Source organism: Helicobacter mehlei, assembly GCF_003660265.1.
GTDB classification, from domain to species: Bacteria; Campylobacterota; Campylobacteria; order Campylobacterales; family Helicobacteraceae; genus Helicobacter; species Helicobacter mehlei.
Genome location: NZ_QXQP01000006.1, coordinates 52,531 through 68,984, shown reverse-complemented (window position 1 = coordinate 68,984; position 16,454 = coordinate 52,531). Strand labels below are relative to the sequence as shown.

Here is a 16,454-nt window from a genome sequence, read left to right as displayed (position 1 = left end):
GGTTTTATAATAAAAAAGATAGCATAATTATAGCTGTAATTCGATCATTATAAGGACAACCATGCCTAAAAAAACCCTAGAGGACATTACAAAAAGTATCATTGAAAGGAGCAAGCCCACACGGGAAGCGTATTTAGAACGCATCGCCGGGCATAGTGGCAAAATTGCCCGTAAGGATTTGGGCTGTGCCAATCTCGCCCACACTTATGCCAGTTTGCCCGAACACTTGAAAGATGCCATTAAAGACACCAACAAGCCTAATTTTGCCATCATCTCCGCTTACAATGACATGCTCTCTGCCCACCAGCCCTTTAAGACCTACCCCGATATTCTCAAAGAGACTTTATCAGAACATGGGGCGATCGCCCAGTTTGCCGGGGGGGTGCCCGCCATGTGTGATGGGATTACACAAGGTTATGCGGGCATGGAATTAAGCCTTTTTTCGCGTGATGTGATTGCAATGAGCACGGCGATCGCGCTCTCCCACAATGTTTTTGATGGCGCGTTTTATTTGGGTGTGTGCGATAAAATCGTGCCCGGGCTCTTGATGGGCGCATTGAGTTTTGGGCATTTGCCCGCTATTTTTGTTCCCTCGGGTCCTATGACTAGCGGAATCTCCAATGCCCAAAAATCCAAAGCCCGCGAACTCTTCGCGCAAGGTAAAGTTTCACGCCAAGACTTGTTAGAAAGCGAAATGCAGTCTTACCATTCTGTGGGGACTTGCACCTTTTATGGAACGGCTAATTCTAACCAAATGATGGTCGAGCTAATGGGCTTGCACCTGCCCAACTCGGCTTTTATTAACCCCAACACCCCCCTAAGAAAGGCTTTGATCCAACAAGCCGCAACCCACATGGCACAACACACCCCCAAGCCCATTGGACAGATGATTAGTGCAAAAAATATTGTCAATGCGATGGTGGGTTTGATGGCAACGGGCGGTTCGACCAACCACACGATCCACTTAATCGCCATCGCCAAAATGGCAGGCATTATCCTCAATTGGGATGACTTTGATGCGATCTCTAGCATCACCCCGCTTTTGACTAAAATTTACCCCAATGGAAAAGCCGATGTCAATCAATTTGAAGTTGCTGGGGGGTTAGCTTTCGTGGTGCGCGAGTTGCTTCAAGCGGGGCTTTTACATGAGGATTGTGAAACGATTATGGGAATCGGGTTAGAGCCCTACACACAAAACCCCTTTCTAATTGGGGGCAAACTCACCTACCAAGTGGGCACTCAAGAGAGCCTCAACACAGAGGTCGTGCGTGGTGTTAAAGAACCCTTTAGTCCCGATGGGGGTTTGAAAGTCTTGAAGGGCAATATCGGGCGCGCGGTGATCAAGATTTCAGCTATCAAACCTGAGCATTACAAAATCCAAGCTCCTGCTCTAGTGTTCAAATCCCAGCAAGATTTGATTGATCGCTTTAACAATCAAGAACTACAACGTGATTTTATTGCGGTGTTGCCCTATCAAGGTCCCCGTGCCAATGGCATGCCCGAATTGCACAAACTCACACCCATTTTAGGCACGCTTCAAGATCAAGGCTTTAAGGTGGCTTTGATCACCGATGGGCGCATGAGCGGGGCATCTGGGAAAGTCCCAGCAGCTATCCATGTGAGCCCTGAAGCCCTTTTAGGAGGGCATATCGCCAAGATTCAAGAAGGCGATTTGCTACTTTTAGATGCCAAAGAGGGTATTTTAGAAGTGCTTGAGCCCAAAGAGTGGCAGAATAGAGAGAGTCAGCCCTTTGAGCGCGCTAGTGTGGGGAGCGGGCGCGAACTTTTTGGGGGTTTTAGACAATTGGCTAGCAGTGCTGAAAGTGGCGCAACTAGCTTTGGATTTTAAAGAATTTAAAGGAGATAACATGAATAGCCACCAAGTTTTAACCACAAGCCCCATTGTCCCAGTAATGGTCATCGAGCATGCCAAAGATGCCGTACCTCTAGCGCGCGCCTTAGTGGCTGGAGGGATTAAGATTTTAGAGATTACCTTGCGCACCGAGCAAGCTTTAGAATCAATTCGCCTGATCGCTCAGGAAGTCCCGGAAGCCTTAGTGGGAGCGGGCACGATTTTAAACCCTAAGCATTTAGAAGAGGCACAAAAAGCCGGTGCGCGTTTTGCCATTAGTCCGGGGCTCACCCCGCATTTAGCCAAAGAGGCTAAACAATTTGATTTGCCCTTGATTCCGGGTGTGGCGGGGGCTAGCGAGGTGATGTTGGCTTTAGAATATGGTTTGAACCACTTAAAATTTTTCCCTGCCCAAGCGGCTGGAGGGGTGGGGATGCTCAAATCTTTGAGCGGGCCCTTTGAGGGGGTGTATTTTTGCCCAACCGGGGGCATTAGCCTAGAAAACATGCATAGCTACTTAGCCCTTAAAAATGTGCTGTGTGTGGGGGGATCGTGGCTGGCTCCTAAGGATTTGGTCGCTAATGGCAAATGGGAGAATATTACCCAGATTGCACAAGAGAGTTTGGGAATGCTACAAAAAAACACATAGTAAGAGGAGTTTTGAGTATTTTTGAAAAAGACTAGAGGGCACTTAACCCATAATGTGCCAAACTAGGGAAAACAAATAAAGGAGTTTTGATGTCCGATCTGTCTTTTTCACGCCAAGCAATCCAATCGTTTAAACATTTTGTTTCTTTACGTAACAAAGTTGCCTTATGGCTCTCCGTTGTTGTGCTGGTATCTTATTATAGTTTCGTGCTGAGTATTGGGCTCTTCCCTGAGATTTTGGGTTATCGTTTAGGGCCTAGTGCCATCACCCTGGGCATCCTCATAGGCATTTTTTTAATCATACTTTGCATTGCGCTCACCGGGGTTTATACATTCATTGCCAATACGCATTTTGACAAGCAACAAGAGATGATTCTGCATGATTTGGAGCAAAGCGGTGCGTTAGAGGAGTGCAAACATGGCAAAGTTTAAACTTTATCTCATTTTGTGGTTGGCTGGCGCGCAAGTGGCACTGGGAGCGGGGTTTGAGAGCACAGGGGGTGCTAAAAGTGCGTTTAACCCCACTGCTGTGGGCATGTTCTTGGTTTTTGTGCTCAGTACGCTTTGCATCACCTACTATTCTAGCAAGAAGAGCCAGAGTGCTAGTGGGTTTTACACCGCTGGGGGCAATATTACCGGCTTACAAAATGGAATCGCCATTGCCGGGGATTACATGAGTGCGGCAAGCTTTTTGGGCATCACTGCTCTAGTCTTTACCAATGGCTTTGATGGTCTCATCTACTCCGTGGGCTTTTTGGTGGGCTGGCCTATCATCTTGTTTTTAATTGCCGAAAAGTTCCGCAATTTGGGCAAATTCACCTTTGCAGACATCACGGCTTACCGCTTGGATTCTAAGCCTATCCGTGTGATCTCAGCCATCTCAGCTCTAAGCGTGGTGGTCTTCTATTTGATTGCCCAAATGGTTGGTGCGGGGCAGTTGATCCAGTTGCTCTTTGGCTTGCCCTACTGGCTGGCGGTGGTGCTGGTGGGTGTGTTGATGATTTGTTATGTCGCCTTTGGGGGCATGCACGCCACAACGTGGGTGCAAATTATCAAGGCGATTTTGCTCTTATTGGGGGCTTCGTTCATGGCGGTGATGATCTTATACTTGACCAAATTTGACTTGAGCCACTACTTTGGGCAAGCCATCAAACACCACCCTAAAGGGGAGGCGATCATGTCCCCGGGCACCTTTTTACCCAATCCCATCGCCGCTATCTCTCTAGGTCTAGCCTTGATGTTTGGCACAGCAGGTTTGCCCCATATTCTCATGCGCTTTTTCACGGTCAAAGATGCCAAAGAGGCGCGCAAATCGGTTTTTTATGCCACCGGTTTCATTGGGTATTTCTATATCCTCACCTTCATTATTGGGTTTGGGGCGATCGCCTTGCTCTATACCCAAAGTGAGTTTGTCAATCCCGATGGCACTTATAACGGGCTAAAAAACATGGTGGCGATCAATCTAGCCGGCGTGGTGGGAGGCGATGTTTTTTTGGGTTTCATTTCAGCAGTCGCCTTTGCCACTATTTTAGCGGTGGTCTCAGGGCTGGCCATCTCAGGAGCGGGCGCGATTAGCCATGATCTCTTTGTCAATGTTTATAAAAATGGCACATGCGATCCCAAGCTAGAGATCAAGGTAACCAAGGTTGCGACTTTATTTTTAGGGTTACTAGCCATTGTCTTGGGGTTGGTGTTTGAAAACCAAAATGTCGCCTTTATGGTGGGGTTGGCCTTTGGGATTGCTGCTAGCGTGAATTTCCCCATCTTGCTTTTGAGCATTTATTGGAAAGATCTCACAACTAAGGGCGCATTCTGGGGTGGGTTAATTGGCTGGCTAGTGGTGATCACAATGGTTTTACTCAGCCCTAGCATTTGGGTGAAGAGTTTTGGGCATGCCCAAGCCATTTTCCCCTACGATCACCCTGCCCTTTTCTCTATGCCCTTAACCTTCATTCTCATCATTTTGATTTCTAAATTGGACAAGAGTCCCAGAGCCCAAGTCGATCGGGCAGGCTTTAAAGCGCAAGATTTCCGTGCCCAAAGTGGCGTGGGGAGCGCACAAGCCTTAGTGCACTAAGGCTTAGGAGTGGGGAGCGTTAAGTAAATCCGGCACCTGTGCAAATATGGGCTTTAACCACCTCCACGCTTCTGACAATCTCCTCAAGTTCCATTCGCTACTCTCTTAGCGGGTAGTGCGGACTTAGGCTTATTGAGAGTTCGGGCAAGTCGCCCATCAAGGTTGCCCCATCCCTATCAACTTTGCTTTTTTTTAGTCTTTGTATCGGTTATTTTGTCTAAGTCCTAGCTCATAACCAGGGTGCTTGGAGTGCTCTTTTGGCATCGCCGAATCAAGGACTGGGTTTTCATACAAACTCCCACTCAAAATACCGTCCTATTTGTCTAGTTTATGATTAAGGCTCAGGTATTACTTTTCTGTCAAAATTTGCATCTTGTTGTTTTTGATCTCTACGTAGAGCTCTTTGAGACCATGTGAAGAATAAGCAAGTTTTTTATGCTTATAAGCCTCGTAGGTTTGTATGAAAGCGACACGGAATAGGGAACGATCCTCGTTGTTGGGGTAGGGAGTAACATTAATTTGTGAGAAGCGGATCGTTTTATTCTCATTTTTAGCAAAAATCTTGGCTTTAAAGCGTTGGTAGGCTTTAAAATCCATCCCACTGGCATGCTTAAAGTCAGAGGCATAAAATTCGAGGTAGGAGGCAAGGTCGTTTTTAGCCCATGCTAAACGCCACGCATACAGACTACTCAAAACTAACGCTAAGTCTTTTTTAGTAGCAGGTGCAAATTGCCCCTCATAGACCACCAACAAGGCTTTTTTGCCCTTGACTAATTTGTCATAGTCCTTTAAAATATTGTTATCAATAGCAATACACCCCTTTGTATTGAGATCGTCTCGATTGCCATTCAAGGGGAGTCCATGAATCCAAATGCCATGTCCGGTGCGCTTTAAAGCCCGATCGTAAGCATTGGGGTAATTAGTCTCTAGGGCAAAGGGTCCATAATAGGCACTCAGACCGGTGAGTTTGCGCATGATTTGGTAAACACCAATAGGCGTTGCTTTATCCCCCTCCAATAACTTATATCCGGGCTTAGAACCCACTAAAGCCTTACTATCCCCCACTCTATCAAGCTTGCCATCTTCGATCTTATAAAGCGAGAGTTGGGGTCTAGCCTTGTTGATCACAAAAAGATAATCTAATTTTTCATAATAGCCATAAATAGTATCTTGCTTGGACAAAACATCTTCCCAAAACTGCTGTTGGGTCAAATAAGACTGCAAGAGCTTATCTAAGGCCTCAATGCCCTTTTGGCGATAGGTATTGACAAAATCTACCAACGAATCTGCCTGAGCACCCACACCCAACAAGACAGATAGGGCTAAAGCCCGCGCACCCTTAAAACAAATCATCTTTAAATCTCCGTTAAAATTCTCGCTTTGCCCTTGGTGATCGCAATGGTGTGCTCGTAATGGCTGGTCCTCAGTCCATCGCTAGAAACTACGCTCCATCGATCTTCTAAAATCTTGGGATTGCCTTCTCTTTGACACACCATCGGTTCTAAACAAAAAACCATGCCCTCTTTGATCTTAGGACCACTTTTAGGGCTCGCCCCCGGGGCTAGGTAGTTGGGGATTTGGGGTTCTTCATGAGGGTATCTGCCAATTCCATGCCCACAAAAGTCCAGCAAGGGCACAAATCCCCTCTTAGTGATTCCCTGCTCTAAAATTTGACTCAACTCCTTAAAGTGCATGCCCACCCTCAAGGCTCCAATGGCCTCATACAGACAATCCCTAGCACAAGCGATCAAGTTTTGATCCAAATGGCTTATATGCCCGATTGCCAAAGTGATCGCCCCATCGCCAAAATAGCCCTCTATAGATGCACCTAAGTCCAGCCCCACAATGTCGCCCTCTTGGAGTTTGTAATCTGTGGGAATCCCATGGATCACCACTTCATTGACAGAAGTGCAAAGGGTGTTAGGAAAACCATAGAGCCCCTTAAAGGCGGGCTTGCCCCCCATTTTGTAGATATTTTCTTCAGCCAAAGCATCCAGCTCTAACAAACTCACCCCCACCTGTGCCTTTTGCTCCAAGAGTTTTAAGGTTTGCCCCACGACCTGACCCGCTTTGGCTAAAAGGGCAATTTCTTTAGGACTTCTTAGGGCAATCGCCATCAAAAGCCCACAGCACTGAGGGTTTTGTATTTGCCCATGTAAATCTGCGCCTCGATCTTTTTCATGGTGTCAATCGCCACTTGTACCACGATGAGCACCGCTGTCCCCCCAAAGTAAAAGGGTACGCCCATCGCCTTAACCAAAATCCAAGGCAATGTAGAGATAACCGCCAAATACAAAGACCCCCAAAAAGTCAAACGGCTCGCTACACTATTTAAAAAGTTAGCTGTCCCCTCGCCCGGGCGCAAACCTGCAATAAACCCACCATTGCGCTTTAAGTTATCGGCGATGTCCTTAGCATTAAAGACAATGGAAGAGTAAAAATAGGCAAAAAAGATGATGAGCAAGAACATTAAAATGTTATAGGCATACCCATGTGGGTTGAGAAAATCCGCGATGGCTTGCAAGATGTGATTAGAGGAGGCTTGCAAAATGGTGGAGGGAAAAACTAGCAAAGCAGAAGCAAAAATGGGCGGAATCACCCCGCTTAAGTTTAGCTTAATGGGGATGTAGTTCATAACGCGTTTGTTTTGGTTTTGCAACATCACTTTTCTAGCATAGGAAATGGGGATGCGTCTTTCGGCCAACTCGATATAGATAATGGAAAAGATTGTTGCTAGGATGATAGCAAAGATACCAATCAAGACCAAAACATTGATGACCCCAGTATTGACTAGGTTGAAGGTTCCCGCAATGGCAGAAGGAATCCCCGAGACAATCCCAGCAAAAATAATCAAACTGATCCCATTGCCCACCCCTCTTTGGGTGATCTGCTCACCAATCCACATGAGCAACATCGTACCGGTGAGCATCGAAAAGGTAGCGATCAACAAGAAAGTTTGCATGCCAATCATAATAGCCCCATTAGAACCATGCCCAATACTGCGTAATCCAAAAGATACGCTCACCGCTTGGATAATGGTGATCAAAATAGTCGCATAGCGCACGATCTGCATGTATTTTTGCATGCCATCGCGCTCTTTTTTCATCTTAGCTAGATTGGGAAAGGTTGCGCTTAATAGCTCCATGATAATCGAAGCGGTGATGTAGGGCATGATGCCTAGAGAGATGATACTCAAACGCGAAACCGCATTCCCACTGAACATGTTAAATAAGCCTAAAGCGTTGCTAGAATTGCTGTCAAAAAACGATTTGATGGCTGCCAAATCCACTCCCGGGATGGGGACATAGGCTAAAACTCTGTAAAGGAAGAGATAGCCCAGTGTGATGAAAATCTTAGTGGCAATGGCTTTTGTCATTATTTTTGTCCGCTAGTGGTGATTCTCTCATCTTGGATTCTAGAGGCTAAATCTTTTGCCCCCATGCCAATTAACTTCACCCTTTCAATGTAACTGGGGAAGTGATGGACTTTTTTAATCAGCTCCAAACTCAAGGTTTCTAGCTTCAAAATCTCGGGATGCTTGCCAACATTAATGCTGTAGGTGAGCCCTTTAGTGCGGCTTTTAAAGCCCACTTTAGGCAAACGGCGTTGCAAGGGTTGTTGCCCCCCCTCAAAGCCCCTTTTTTGTTTATAACCCGTGCGGGCAGTCTGTCCCTTGCCCCCCCGCGTGGAGGTTTTACCCATACCAGAGCCCTGCCCTCTACCCACGCGTTTAATGCCCTTGACACTCCCCTTAGCGGGTTTGAGTTGTTCTAATGCCATGCAAACTCCTTAAGCCTTGATTCTAGAGAGCGCATGGAAGGTAGCGCGCACCACATTATAGGGGTTGTTAGACCCCAAAGACTTCGTCAAAATATCTTTAATGCCAGCCAATTCAATCATGGGGCGGGTAGAGCCCCCAGCGATGATCCCCGTTCCTTCACTTGCAGGCTTTAAGAGAATTTTACTTGCGTTGTATTTTTGCTCGATATCGTGCGCAATAGTCGTGCCCTTGATCTTGACTTCAATGATGTTTTTAAAGGCATCATCAATGGCTTTTTTGATCGCATCAGGCACTTCTCTAGCCTTGCCCAAACCAAAGCCCACCAAGCCATTTTTATTACCCACAACCACTAAGGCATTGAAGCGGAAGCGGCGACCACCTTTGACAACCTTGGTAACCCGCCCGATATTGACGACCACTTCTTGGAACTCTTCTCGATTAATTTCCATGTCCATCCTTTAAAGGGCGATATTATTTTCGCGTAAAGTTTCAGCAAAAGCTGCCACCACGCCATGGTATAGATACCCATTGCGATCAAAGACCACTTGGGTAATACCCCTAGCTTTCAAGTTTTCAGCAAAAGCGATCGCAACCTTTTTGCTATCTTCGATATTCTTGCCTAGCCCTAGTTTTTTCCCATCGACATGGGCTAGGGTGGTGTGGTTATTATCATCAATCGCTTGGGCGTAGAGGTGCTTATTGGACTTAAACACACTCACTCTAGGCCGCTCCAAAGTCCCAAAGATTTTAGAGCGGATACGCAACTTGCGTTTGACTCTTTGAGTCTTCTTTTTTTCTAAAACACTCTTTGTCATGGTAACCTCTGCCTATTTTTTAGATGTTTTACCGGCTTTGCGGATAATCACTTCGTCGCTGTATTTGATTCCCTTGCCCTTGTAAGGCTCTGGGGGACGGAAGGCTCGGATATCTGCAGCAATCTGTCCGATCTGTTGTTTGTTAGCTCCCTTGATGGTGATCACATTCTTATCTACCGCAATTTCCACACCCTCAGGGATAGGGTATTTAACCGGATGGCTAAAACCTAGAGTGAGCTCCAAAACTCTATGCCCCAAAGCCGCTTTATAGCCCACGCCATTCACCTCTAAGCTCTTGCTAAAGCCCTTATCCAGCCCCACAACAATATTATGTGCCAAAGCCCCATAAGTCCCCCAAAAAGCGCGATCTTGTGCGCTTTCTCCTACGGGCTCGAAACGCAAGGTGCTACCTTCCAAGATGATCTTTACCCGTCCATGCGTTTCAAGTTGCTGGCTAGCTTTATTGGTCTTAAAATGCAGGCATGAACCCTCTAGGCTAACCTGAACCCCACTAGGGATATTAATCACGCGTTTTCCAATTCTTGACATGCCATGCTCCTACCAAATGCTACAAAGCACTTCGCCACCTACATTTTGCTTGTAGGCTTCCTCATTGGTGATCACACCCTTAGAAGTGCTCACCACAATCACACCATACCCATTCTTAAAGCGTCTGAGCTCTTTGGATTGTTTATAAACCCTCCTGCCCGGCTTGCTCAAACGTTTGATCTCATTGATCAGCGATCTACCCTTTTCATCATAAGCCAACTCCACCGAGATAAAGGGCTTATTATCCTTTTCCTTGATGTGGTAGTTGGCAATAAAGCCCCTTACCTTGAAGATGTCTAGGATCGAAACCACAATTTTAGCATAGTAAAGTTGGGTTACTTCTAAACGCCTCATGCTTGCATTCCGGATGCGAGTCAAAGAATCCGCTACAATATCATTCACCATGGCTACCCCTTACCAACTTGCTTTTCTAAGACCCGGAATGAGTCCCTCATTGCCCATTTTTCTCAAGCACACCCGGCACAAGCCAAAGTCCTTATAGACAGAATGTGGTCGTCCGCAAATGTTGCAACGGGTGTAGGCACGCACCTTGAACTTGGCTTTTCTTTGGGTTTTTGCGATCATTGATTTTTTAGCCATTAGCGTCCTTTCGCAAATGGCATTCCAAGTAATTCTAACAACTTAAATGCCTCCTTGTCGCTGTTTGTCGAAGTGATGATGGCGATGTTGAGCCCATGGGTTACCATGATGTCATCATAAACCACCTCGGGAAAAATGAGCTGTTCGTTTAACCCAAAGCCATAATTACCCCGCCCATCAAAGCCATTCCTAGACACGCCCCTAAAATCTTTCACTCTAGGCAGAGCGATCACAATCAACTTTTCCAAGAAGTTGAACATCACCTTATTTCTCAAAGTAACTTTCACACCTACAGCCATTTTTTCACGGATTTTAAAGCCCGCGACTGATTTTTTAGCTGTGGTGATCACCGCCTTTTGCCCCGCGATCAAAGAGAGAGTCTGGGCAATGTTCTGCATCACTTTCATGTCTTTGGCATAATCCCCCGCCCCCACACTCAACACAACCTTTTCTAGTTTAGGGAGTAACATGGGATTTTTAATTCCCAACTCTTGAGCTAATTTCTGTCTCACTTCCTTTTCATAGAAGCTCTTCAAGCCATGCATGTTTTACTCCTTCTCTTTCTTAACATTGGAGATATGCATGGGCATTTCTTTTTGGATATGCCCGCCCTTGGGGTTATCATCTGTGGGCTTAATGGCTTTTTTGACTAATTTGCAACCCTCTACCACGACTAAAGAGCGTTTAGGATAGACTGCTAACACCTTACCCACCTTGCCCTTATCATCTCCAGCAATCACCTTCACCATATCCTCTTTTTTAATCTTGCACTTCATTTACAAAACCTCCGGAGCCAAAGAGACAATTTTCATAAAATTGGCATAACGCACTTCCCGGCTTACCGGTCCAAAAATACGCGTGCCGATGGGGTCTCTCTTAGCATCTAAGATCACCGCTGCGTTATCATCAAAACGGATCAAAGAACCATTAGGCCGCTGCACCTCCTTTTTTGTCCGTACAATCACCGCCTTGACAACTTGCCCCTTTTTGACTTTGCCATTAGGGATTGCCTTTTTTACAGAAGCCACAATCACATCGCCCACGCTCGCATAGCGTTTATGGCTACCTCCTAAGACTTTGATGCACATGATCTCCTTGCCCCCGCTATTATCTGCCACCACTAACCTAGTAAAACTCTGAATCACTTACACTCCCTTAACAATGATTTCTTTGAGCGCAAAGGTTTTAGTTTTAGAAACGGGCTTGCATTCGACAGCACTCACAAAATCGCCCACCTGCGTGCGATCTTGGCGATCGTCAATGGTGTATTTTTTAAAGCGTTTAACAATTTTGCGGTATTTTTTGTGGAGCACCTTTCTTTCAACCAAAATCACAGCACTACACGCATCAATTTTATTCACGACCTTGCCCTGAATGGTGCGTTTATGCGGTTGCTTAGTTTCCATGTCCTGCCTTTAATGTGCTTAAAGCGGTGCTAATCCTAGCGATGTCTTTACGCACTCTTCTGATTTCATTGGGGTTACTTAGTTGCATCGTCTTGAGTTTGACCCGCAATTCAAAGAGTTCTAACTTCTTATTTTTCAGCAACTCCTCCAAATCCACCTTGTTTTTGTCTTGCAACTCAATAAATTTCATTTTCGCTCTCTTTGGTTACGATCTTGGTTTTGAAAGGCAATTTCCTTTGTGCCAAAGCCAATGCCTCCCGTGCTAAACCCTCCTCAATGCCTAGCATTTCGTAGACAATGCGCCCGGGTTTGATATTCATCACCCATTTTTCCACGGAGCCCTTACCCTTACCCATCCTAGTTTCTAAGGGCTTGGCTGTCAAAGGCTTATCGGGGAAAACCCGAATCCACACCTTACCCGCTCTCTTGATGTGACGCGTCATCGCCACCCGTGCCGCCTCAATTTGGCGTGAGTCAATGCGCCCATGTTCTATAGCTTTAATGCCAATGTCGCCAAAGGCAAGCCGTACGCCTCGGTAGGACTTGCCCCGGTTGCGCCCCTTCATCTGCTTTCTGTACTTGGTCTTTTTAGGCATCAACATGGCTATTCTCTCCCTTTCCTAGTGCGCGCTCTGGGAGCGCGTTCCTCGTTTTCCTCGCGTTTCTCAGATTGGATGCCTTTATGCAACACCTCGCCTTTAAAAACCCAAACTTTTACACCAATATTGCCATAAACCGTGAAAGCCTCCGCAAAGCCATAATCGATTTTAGCCCGCAAGGTATGCAGTGGCACACGCCCCTCCATATACCACTCCGTGCGTGCGATTTCAGCCCCAGCTAAACGCCCTGAAACACGCACCTTAATGCCCTTAGCCCCCGCTTTCATAGCCGTTTGCATGACCTTTTTCATCGCCCGTCTAAAGGCAACCCGTTTTTCTAACTGGGTGGCCACATTTTCGGCACAAAGTTGTGCGTCTGCTTGAGGGCGTTTGGCTTCTTTGATATTCACCGAAATTTCTTTACGGATCAGATTTTTTAAAGAGAGTTTGACTTTTTCAATATCCACGCCTTTTTTACCAATGATGAGTCCCGGGCGTGCGGCTACAACGGTGATGCGCAACTTCTTAGCCGCGCGTTCAATCAAAATCTCACTGACTCCAGCATAGTAGAGCTCTTTTTTAAGGAATTTGCGGATGCGGTAGTCTTCCTCAATGTTGGCAACGGTTTCATGGCTAGGGAACCAGCGGGAAGTCCAGTTGCGGTTAATACCCAGTCTTAAACCAATTGGATTGACCTTTTGTCCCATTTACTTTTGTCCTCCCTTGCCCACTTCCACTCTAATGTGTGCGGTGGGCTTTCTAATAGAAGTGGCGCGCCCTCTTGCGCGGGGCATGTGTCTTCTTAGCACGGGACCCGCATCTACACGGCAACTTAAGACCTCTACCTCTTTAGAGTCATATTGTCCGTTATAGACTGCTGCGCTGATCACCCTAGAGAGAATGCGGGCAGCCTTGTTGGGGGTGAATTCCAGGCGAGCAATCGCCACCTCGGCGTTCATGCCCTGCACTTGTCTAGCCAACAAACGCGCCTTGGTTGGAGAAAGTCTGGTATAGCGGAGTAACGCCACGCTCATGAGTTGTCCTTTGTGTGATAATTTGCCATGTTACTTGCCTATCTTTTTTTGCACGGTGCCCTTATGCCCCTTAAAAGTCCTAGTCGGGGCAAATTCGCCGAGTTTATAGCCAACATGGTTTTCAGTGATATAGACAGGGATAAAGATGCGCCCATTATGCACATTGTAGGTGAGTCCGATCATATCGGGTAAAATGGTGCTTCTGCGCGACCATGTTTTAATGGGGCGGTTGTCTTTTTTGGCTTTGTGTTTGAGCGTCTTATCCATTAGATGCTTGTCTATAAAAGGACCCTTTTTAATTGACCTTCCCATTACTTGCCTTTCTTGCGTGAAATGATCAAACGATCGCTTGCTTTTTTGCGTCTAGTTTTATAGCCCTTGGCAGGAAGTCCCCAAGGTGATACGGGGTGCCCGCTAGAACCAGTTTTGCCCTCACCACCCCCGTGTGGGTGATCCACAGGGTTCATGGCACTTCCCCTAGTTTGCGGGCGCACACGCCTATAGCGATTACGCCCTGCCTTGCCAATGCTAGCATTGATAAAATCCTCATTGCCCATCACCCCGATTGTAGCCATGCACTCGCTCAAAATATAACGCATTTCTCCGCTGGGCATGCGCAAAATCGTGTATTTGCCCTCTTTACCCATGATCTGTGCGCTCATGCCCGCACTCCTAGCCAGCTGTCCGCCCGCCCCTGGGTGTATTTCCACATTATGCACGATGGTCCCGATAGGGATATTTTTAAGCTTCATGGCAAACCCAGTTTTAATGTCTAGCCCACCCTCAGCAGCGACCACCACATCACCCACTTTCAACCCACTAGGCTGTAAAATGTAGCGTTTGTCCCCATCTGGATACACCACTAGGGCAATGCGCGCATTCCTATAAGGATCGTATTCAATGTCTGCCACCCTGCCCTCAATGTCCCATTTATTGCGCTTAAAATCAATGATGCGGTAAAGTCTTTTAGCTCCACCCTCCTTGTGGCGACTGGTGATCTTCCCGCTGTGGTTGCGCCCTGCATGCACGGGCAATTTGACTAAAAGTTTTTTGATACCTGCTTTAGCTGTGATGTCGCCAGAGCTTAAGCCACTCATAAAACGGCGACTAGGTGTGTAAGGTTTATAAGTTTTAATTGCCATGCATTCTCCTTATGCGCTCAAAGCGGTAATATTGGCATCTTTGGGGACTTTGACATAGAACTTTTTATAGTCATTGCGCCGTCCCAAACGACCCTTAAAGCGTTTCGCCTTGCCCTCTTGTCTCAAAGAATTAATTTTTAGGGGGACGAAACCAAAGTAATCTTTAAAAATCGCCTTGAGCTGGTTTTTACTCACACCCATGGTGGTTTGCACCACAATCACCCCATTTTCTTGCATAGATAGGGATTTTTCAGTGTAAAGTATGGATTTGATGTTTGTAATATCTGCCATTACCACTCCTTCATTGAACTGACACAAGCGTGTTAAACGCTGCTTTTTCGATAACCACCGCACTAAATGTAGCGATTAAAAAGGCATTCAGTTCGCTTGTTTCCACCAAAAAACAATTGGGTAAATTTCTAAAAGCTAAGTCTGTGCCTTCTTGTAGATGTTGCACCACCAAGAGCACATCGCGCTGGTTGAGATTTTTGACAAAAACTTGCGCATCTTTGGTTTTACGACTAGGGATTTCAATTTGATCCACCACTAAGAGTCTTCGATCTTGAGCCTTTTGACCTAGTGCATATTCTAGAGCAAGTTTTTTCTGCTTTTTATTGATTTTGAGATCATAATTGCGGTTATTGGTCGCACCATGCGATACGCCCCCACCTACAAACACGGGCGAAGTGATGCTACCTGCGCGCGCGCGCCCCCCGCCCTTTTGACTCCAAGGTTTTCTACCGCCTCCGCTCACCTCGCCCCGATTTTTGCTTTTAGCTGTGTTGGCACGGGCTAGGGCGCGGTAATGCTTGACATACAAGTAAAGATTATGGGCATTAATTTGGGCATACCTAGCGGGTAAATCCAATTCACCCACCACTTGGCATTGGGCATCTAAGACTTGTGCTTTCATTTTTTCTCCTTCTGGACACTGATCCGACCATAAGCTCCCGCATAGCCCACTACAGAGCCCTTAAGCACGAGGATTTTACTTTCTTTATCAAAGGAGATCACTTCATTGTGGCATGTTACTTTTTCATTCCCATAGCGACCTGCCATTTTCTTGCCCTTTTGCACACGCCCGGGCCATTCTCTATTACCAATAGAACCCAAACGGCGGTGGAAGCGACTCCCATGCGCTGCTGGACCACCCTGGAAGTTCCAACGCTTCATCGCACCGCTAAAGCCCCGTCCTTTGGTGTAAAAAGTGGCTTTGATTTTGTGGGCACTCTCTAGAGCATCTGTTTTTAGATCGCCTAGTTCTTCTGGACCACTCAAAGTTGCAAAGCGGTTAAACTCCTTACTGAGCTGGTATTTTTTTTGTTGTCCTGCAATGGCTTTATTGTGTCGTTTGTACAAAGAATAAGCGACCAAAGCCTTCCCATTTTCCTTAAGCGCGCACACCTTACTCTCTAAAACCTTCAGCAAGGTAACCGGGACACTCTGTGCCCCAACCATACGGCTCATGCCAATCTTTTGGACTAAATACTCCATTATTTTTCTCCCATTAAAAAATCACGCACACAGAGTGCCTGCTAGGATTTCCCTTCCATAGAAGTTACCTCTACATCTACCTCTGGAGCTAAATCTAATTTCATTAAGCTATCCACGGTTTCAGGCGTAGCGGACATGATGTCAATCAAACGGCTATGCACGCGGATCTCAAATTGCTCTCTAGAGTCCTTGTTGATATGTGGGGAGCGTAGGACCGTATAACGCTTATTTTTGGTGGGCAGAGGAATGGGACCCCTAATCTCTGAGCCGGAGCGTTTGACAGCCTCAACGATCGCCACCACCGAACGATCTAGAACGCGGTGATCATAGGCTTTTAATTTGAGTCGTATCTTTTCCATCTTAATCCTTGGCAAATTTAAAAACCACGATTTTATTATAAAATAAAGCATTAGTCAAGGTTAAAATGGGCTTTTACGGGCATAGGTTTAAATATTAT

The 16,454-nt window shown here is 46.4% G+C and carries 27 protein-coding genes; 4 read left to right on the top strand and 23 right to left on the bottom strand.

What is annotated here, in order from left to right:
* Positions 1-61: 61 nt before the first annotated feature.
* The 4 genes from edd (at position 62) to EAO36_RS03345 (ending at position 4,577) form a co-directional block, all read left to right on the top strand.
* The gene (gene edd / locus EAO36_RS03360) at positions 62-1,849 is read left to right on the top strand and encodes a phosphogluconate dehydratase (protein WP_120955699.1); all 1,788 of its coding nucleotides are present in this window, start codon (positions 62-64) and stop codon (positions 1,847-1,849) included.
* A 19-nt stretch (positions 1,850-1,868) separates the two neighbouring features.
* Positions 1,869-2,501: a bifunctional 4-hydroxy-2-oxoglutarate aldolase/2-dehydro-3-deoxy-phosphogluconate aldolase gene (locus EAO36_RS03355; RefSeq protein WP_120948241.1), complete on the top strand. Its 633-nt coding sequence runs from the start codon at positions 1,869-1,871 to the stop codon at positions 2,499-2,501.
* Between the two features lie 89 nt (positions 2,502-2,590).
* The gene (locus tag EAO36_RS03350) at positions 2,591-2,932 is read left to right on the top strand and encodes a DUF485 domain-containing protein (protein WP_120948242.1); all 342 of its coding nucleotides are present in this window, start codon (positions 2,591-2,593) and stop codon (positions 2,930-2,932) included.
* The gene (locus tag EAO36_RS03345; RefSeq protein ID WP_120955698.1) at positions 2,919-4,577 is read left to right on the top strand and encodes a cation acetate symporter; all 1,659 of its coding nucleotides are present in this window, start codon (positions 2,919-2,921) and stop codon (positions 4,575-4,577) included. The genes EAO36_RS03350 and EAO36_RS03345 overlap by 14 nt, the downstream gene beginning before the upstream one ends.
* A 348-nt stretch (positions 4,578-4,925) precedes the next feature.
* Here EAO36_RS03345 and EAO36_RS03340 read toward each other — a convergent pair whose 3' ends face one another.
* From EAO36_RS03340 to rpsJ, 23 genes are read right to left on the bottom strand one after another with little or no spacing between them, the layout of a single operon-like run.
* A complete protein-coding gene (locus EAO36_RS03340) occupies positions 4,926-5,930 on the bottom strand; it encodes a L,D-transpeptidase family protein (RefSeq protein WP_185962996.1) in 1,005 nt (334 codons plus the stop codon).
* A gap of 2 nt (positions 5,931-5,932) precedes the next feature.
* Positions 5,933-6,694 (bottom strand): type I methionyl aminopeptidase, encoded by a 762-nt coding sequence (map, locus tag EAO36_RS03335; protein ID WP_120948244.1) that lies wholly within the window; start codon positions 6,692-6,694, stop codon positions 5,933-5,935.
* Positions 6,694-7,953 (bottom strand): preprotein translocase subunit SecY, encoded by a 1,260-nt coding sequence (secY, locus tag EAO36_RS03330; protein WP_104638572.1) that lies wholly within the window; start codon positions 7,951-7,953, stop codon positions 6,694-6,696. The genes map and secY overlap by 1 nt, the downstream gene beginning before the upstream one ends.
* A complete protein-coding gene (gene rplO, locus EAO36_RS03325; RefSeq protein ID WP_120948245.1) occupies positions 7,953-8,357 on the bottom strand; it encodes a 50S ribosomal protein L15 in 405 nt (134 codons plus the stop codon). Before rplO ends, secY begins: the two co-directional genes overlap by 1 nt.
* A gap of 9 nt (positions 8,358-8,366) precedes the next feature.
* Complete coding sequence (gene rpsE / locus EAO36_RS03320) at positions 8,367-8,807, bottom strand: 30S ribosomal protein S5 (protein WP_013890422.1); 441 nt, start codon at positions 8,805-8,807, stop codon at positions 8,367-8,369.
* 9 nt (positions 8,808-8,816) lie between these two features.
* Positions 8,817-9,173 (bottom strand): 50S ribosomal protein L18, encoded by a 357-nt coding sequence (rplR, locus tag EAO36_RS03315; RefSeq protein WP_120948246.1) that lies wholly within the window; start codon positions 9,171-9,173, stop codon positions 8,817-8,819.
* A gap of 12 nt (positions 9,174-9,185) precedes the next feature.
* On the bottom strand, positions 9,186-9,722 hold the full coding sequence (gene rplF / locus EAO36_RS03310; protein ID WP_120948247.1) for a 50S ribosomal protein L6: 537 nt from the start codon (positions 9,720-9,722) through the stop codon (positions 9,186-9,188).
* Positions 9,723-9,731: 9 nt separating this feature from the next.
* Positions 9,732-10,127, bottom strand: a complete 396-nt coding sequence (gene rpsH / locus EAO36_RS03305) for a 30S ribosomal protein S8 (RefSeq protein ID WP_120948248.1) — start codon at positions 10,125-10,127, stop codon at positions 9,732-9,734.
* Between the two features lie 9 nt (positions 10,128-10,136).
* Complete coding sequence (locus EAO36_RS03300; RefSeq protein WP_120948249.1) at positions 10,137-10,322, bottom strand: type Z 30S ribosomal protein S14; 186 nt, start codon at positions 10,320-10,322, stop codon at positions 10,137-10,139.
* Positions 10,322-10,867, bottom strand: a complete 546-nt coding sequence (rplE, locus tag EAO36_RS03295) for a 50S ribosomal protein L5 (RefSeq protein WP_120948250.1) — start codon at positions 10,865-10,867, stop codon at positions 10,322-10,324. Before rplE ends, EAO36_RS03300 begins: the two co-directional genes overlap by 1 nt.
* Positions 10,868-10,870: 3 nt before the next feature.
* A complete protein-coding gene (gene rplX / locus EAO36_RS03290) occupies positions 10,871-11,098 on the bottom strand; it encodes a 50S ribosomal protein L24 (RefSeq protein WP_006016775.1) in 228 nt (75 codons plus the stop codon).
* Complete coding sequence (rplN, locus tag EAO36_RS03285) at positions 11,099-11,467, bottom strand: 50S ribosomal protein L14 (RefSeq protein ID WP_104629617.1); 369 nt, start codon at positions 11,465-11,467, stop codon at positions 11,099-11,101.
* Entirely contained in the window at positions 11,468-11,728 is a 261-nt protein-coding gene (rpsQ, locus tag EAO36_RS03280; RefSeq protein ID WP_006016772.1) for a 30S ribosomal protein S17, read from the bottom strand.
* Positions 11,718-11,918 carry a 50S ribosomal protein L29 gene (rpmC, locus tag EAO36_RS03275; protein WP_120948251.1) on the bottom strand — a complete coding sequence of 67 codons (201 nt, stop codon included), beginning with the start codon at positions 11,916-11,918 and terminating at the stop codon, positions 11,718-11,720. Before rpmC ends, rpsQ begins: the two co-directional genes overlap by 11 nt.
* Entirely contained in the window at positions 11,905-12,330 is a 426-nt protein-coding gene (gene rplP, locus EAO36_RS03270) for a 50S ribosomal protein L16 (RefSeq protein WP_120948252.1), read from the bottom strand. Before rplP ends, rpmC begins: the two co-directional genes overlap by 14 nt.
* Positions 12,331-12,332: 2 nt before the next feature.
* A complete protein-coding gene (gene rpsC, locus EAO36_RS03265) occupies positions 12,333-13,034 on the bottom strand; it encodes a 30S ribosomal protein S3 (RefSeq protein ID WP_006016769.1) in 702 nt (233 codons plus the stop codon).
* A complete protein-coding gene (gene rplV / locus EAO36_RS03260; RefSeq protein WP_120948253.1) occupies positions 13,035-13,361 on the bottom strand; it encodes a 50S ribosomal protein L22 in 327 nt (108 codons plus the stop codon).
* Positions 13,362-13,391: 30 nt separating this feature from the next.
* Positions 13,392-13,673, bottom strand: a complete 282-nt coding sequence (gene rpsS / locus EAO36_RS03255) for a 30S ribosomal protein S19 (RefSeq protein ID WP_053941807.1) — start codon at positions 13,671-13,673, stop codon at positions 13,392-13,394.
* A complete protein-coding gene (gene rplB, locus EAO36_RS03250; RefSeq protein WP_120955697.1) occupies positions 13,673-14,503 on the bottom strand; it encodes a 50S ribosomal protein L2 in 831 nt (276 codons plus the stop codon). Before rplB ends, rpsS begins: the two co-directional genes overlap by 1 nt.
* Before the next feature lie 9 nt (positions 14,504-14,512).
* The gene (locus EAO36_RS03245) at positions 14,513-14,794 is read right to left on the bottom strand and encodes a 50S ribosomal protein L23 (protein ID WP_120948255.1); all 282 of its coding nucleotides are present in this window, start codon (positions 14,792-14,794) and stop codon (positions 14,513-14,515) included.
* Between the two features lie 10 nt (positions 14,795-14,804).
* Positions 14,805-15,416, bottom strand: coding sequence for a 50S ribosomal protein L4 (gene rplD, locus EAO36_RS03240; protein ID WP_120948256.1), 612 nt, complete (start codon positions 15,414-15,416; stop codon positions 14,805-14,807).
* Positions 15,413-15,997: a 50S ribosomal protein L3 gene (rplC, locus tag EAO36_RS03235; protein ID WP_120955696.1), complete on the bottom strand. Its 585-nt coding sequence runs from the start codon at positions 15,995-15,997 to the stop codon at positions 15,413-15,415. The genes rplD and rplC overlap by 4 nt, the downstream gene beginning before the upstream one ends.
* A gap of 41 nt (positions 15,998-16,038) precedes the next feature.
* Positions 16,039-16,356, bottom strand: a complete 318-nt coding sequence (rpsJ, locus tag EAO36_RS03230; protein WP_120948258.1) for a 30S ribosomal protein S10 — start codon at positions 16,354-16,356, stop codon at positions 16,039-16,041.
* Positions 16,357-16,454: the final 98 nt, after the last annotated feature.

What these genes read in the sequence shown, in the direction of transcription:
- EAO36_RS03340 (WP_185962996.1), bottom strand. Translation starts at nt 5,930, where the DNA reads ATGATTTGTTTTAAGGGTGCGCGGGCTTTAGCCCTATCTGTCTTGTTG.
- rplB (WP_120955697.1), bottom strand. Translation starts at nt 14,503, where the DNA reads ATGGCAATTAAAACTTATAAACCTTACACACCTAGTCGCCGTTTTATG.
- EAO36_RS03245 (WP_120948255.1), bottom strand. Translation starts at nt 14,794, where the DNA reads ATGGCAGATATTACAAACATCAAATCCATACTTTACACTGAAAAATCC.
- map (WP_120948244.1), bottom strand. Translation starts at nt 6,694, where the DNA reads ATGGCGATTGCCCTAAGAAGTCCTAAAGAAATTGCCCTTTTAGCCAAA.
- rplO (WP_120948245.1), bottom strand. Translation starts at nt 8,357, where the DNA reads ATGGCATTAGAACAACTCAAACCCGCTAAGGGGAGTGTCAAGGGCATT.
- EAO36_RS03345 (WP_120955698.1), top strand. Translation starts at nt 2,919, where the DNA reads ATGGCAAAGTTTAAACTTTATCTCATTTTGTGGTTGGCTGGCGCGCAA.
- rpsS (WP_053941807.1), bottom strand. Translation starts at nt 13,673, where the DNA reads ATGGGAAGGTCAATTAAAAAGGGTCCTTTTATAGACAAGCATCTAATG.
- secY (WP_104638572.1), bottom strand. Translation starts at nt 7,953, where the DNA reads ATGACAAAAGCCATTGCCACTAAGATTTTCATCACACTGGGCTATCTC.
- EAO36_RS03355 (WP_120948241.1), top strand. Translation starts at nt 1,869, where the DNA reads ATGAATAGCCACCAAGTTTTAACCACAAGCCCCATTGTCCCAGTAATG.
- rplR (WP_120948246.1), bottom strand. Translation starts at nt 9,173, where the DNA reads ATGACAAAGAGTGTTTTAGAAAAAAAGAAGACTCAAAGAGTCAAACGC.
- rpsC (WP_006016769.1), bottom strand. Translation starts at nt 13,034, where the DNA reads ATGGGACAAAAGGTCAATCCAATTGGTTTAAGACTGGGTATTAACCGC.
- rplV (WP_120948253.1), bottom strand. Translation starts at nt 13,361, where the DNA reads ATGAGCGTGGCGTTACTCCGCTATACCAGACTTTCTCCAACCAAGGCG.
- rpsH (WP_120948248.1), bottom strand. Translation starts at nt 10,127, where the DNA reads ATGGTGAATGATATTGTAGCGGATTCTTTGACTCGCATCCGGAATGCA.
- EAO36_RS03350 (WP_120948242.1), top strand. Translation starts at nt 2,591, where the DNA reads ATGTCCGATCTGTCTTTTTCACGCCAAGCAATCCAATCGTTTAAACAT.
- rpsQ (WP_006016772.1), bottom strand. Translation starts at nt 11,728, where the DNA reads ATGGAAACTAAGCAACCGCATAAACGCACCATTCAGGGCAAGGTCGTG.
- EAO36_RS03300 (WP_120948249.1), bottom strand. Translation starts at nt 10,322, where the DNA reads ATGGCTAAAAAATCAATGATCGCAAAAACCCAAAGAAAAGCCAAGTTC.
- rpsJ (WP_120948258.1), bottom strand. Translation starts at nt 16,356, where the DNA reads ATGGAAAAGATACGACTCAAATTAAAAGCCTATGATCACCGCGTTCTA.
- rplD (WP_120948256.1), bottom strand. Translation starts at nt 15,416, where the DNA reads ATGAAAGCACAAGTCTTAGATGCCCAATGCCAAGTGGTGGGTGAATTG.
- rpsE (WP_013890422.1), bottom strand. Translation starts at nt 8,807, where the DNA reads ATGGAAATTAATCGAGAAGAGTTCCAAGAAGTGGTCGTCAATATCGGG.
- rplX (WP_006016775.1), bottom strand. Translation starts at nt 11,098, where the DNA reads ATGAAGTGCAAGATTAAAAAAGAGGATATGGTGAAGGTGATTGCTGGA.
- rplF (WP_120948247.1), bottom strand. Translation starts at nt 9,722, where the DNA reads ATGTCAAGAATTGGAAAACGCGTGATTAATATCCCTAGTGGGGTTCAG.
- rplC (WP_120955696.1), bottom strand. Translation starts at nt 15,997, where the DNA reads ATGGAGTATTTAGTCCAAAAGATTGGCATGAGCCGTATGGTTGGGGCA.
- rpmC (WP_120948251.1), bottom strand. Translation starts at nt 11,918, where the DNA reads ATGAAATTTATTGAGTTGCAAGACAAAAACAAGGTGGATTTGGAGGAG.
- rplP (WP_120948252.1), bottom strand. Translation starts at nt 12,330, where the DNA reads ATGTTGATGCCTAAAAAGACCAAGTACAGAAAGCAGATGAAGGGGCGC.
- edd (WP_120955699.1), top strand. Translation starts at nt 62, where the DNA reads ATGCCTAAAAAAACCCTAGAGGACATTACAAAAAGTATCATTGAAAGG.
- rplE (WP_120948250.1), bottom strand. Translation starts at nt 10,867, where the DNA reads ATGCATGGCTTGAAGAGCTTCTATGAAAAGGAAGTGAGACAGAAATTA.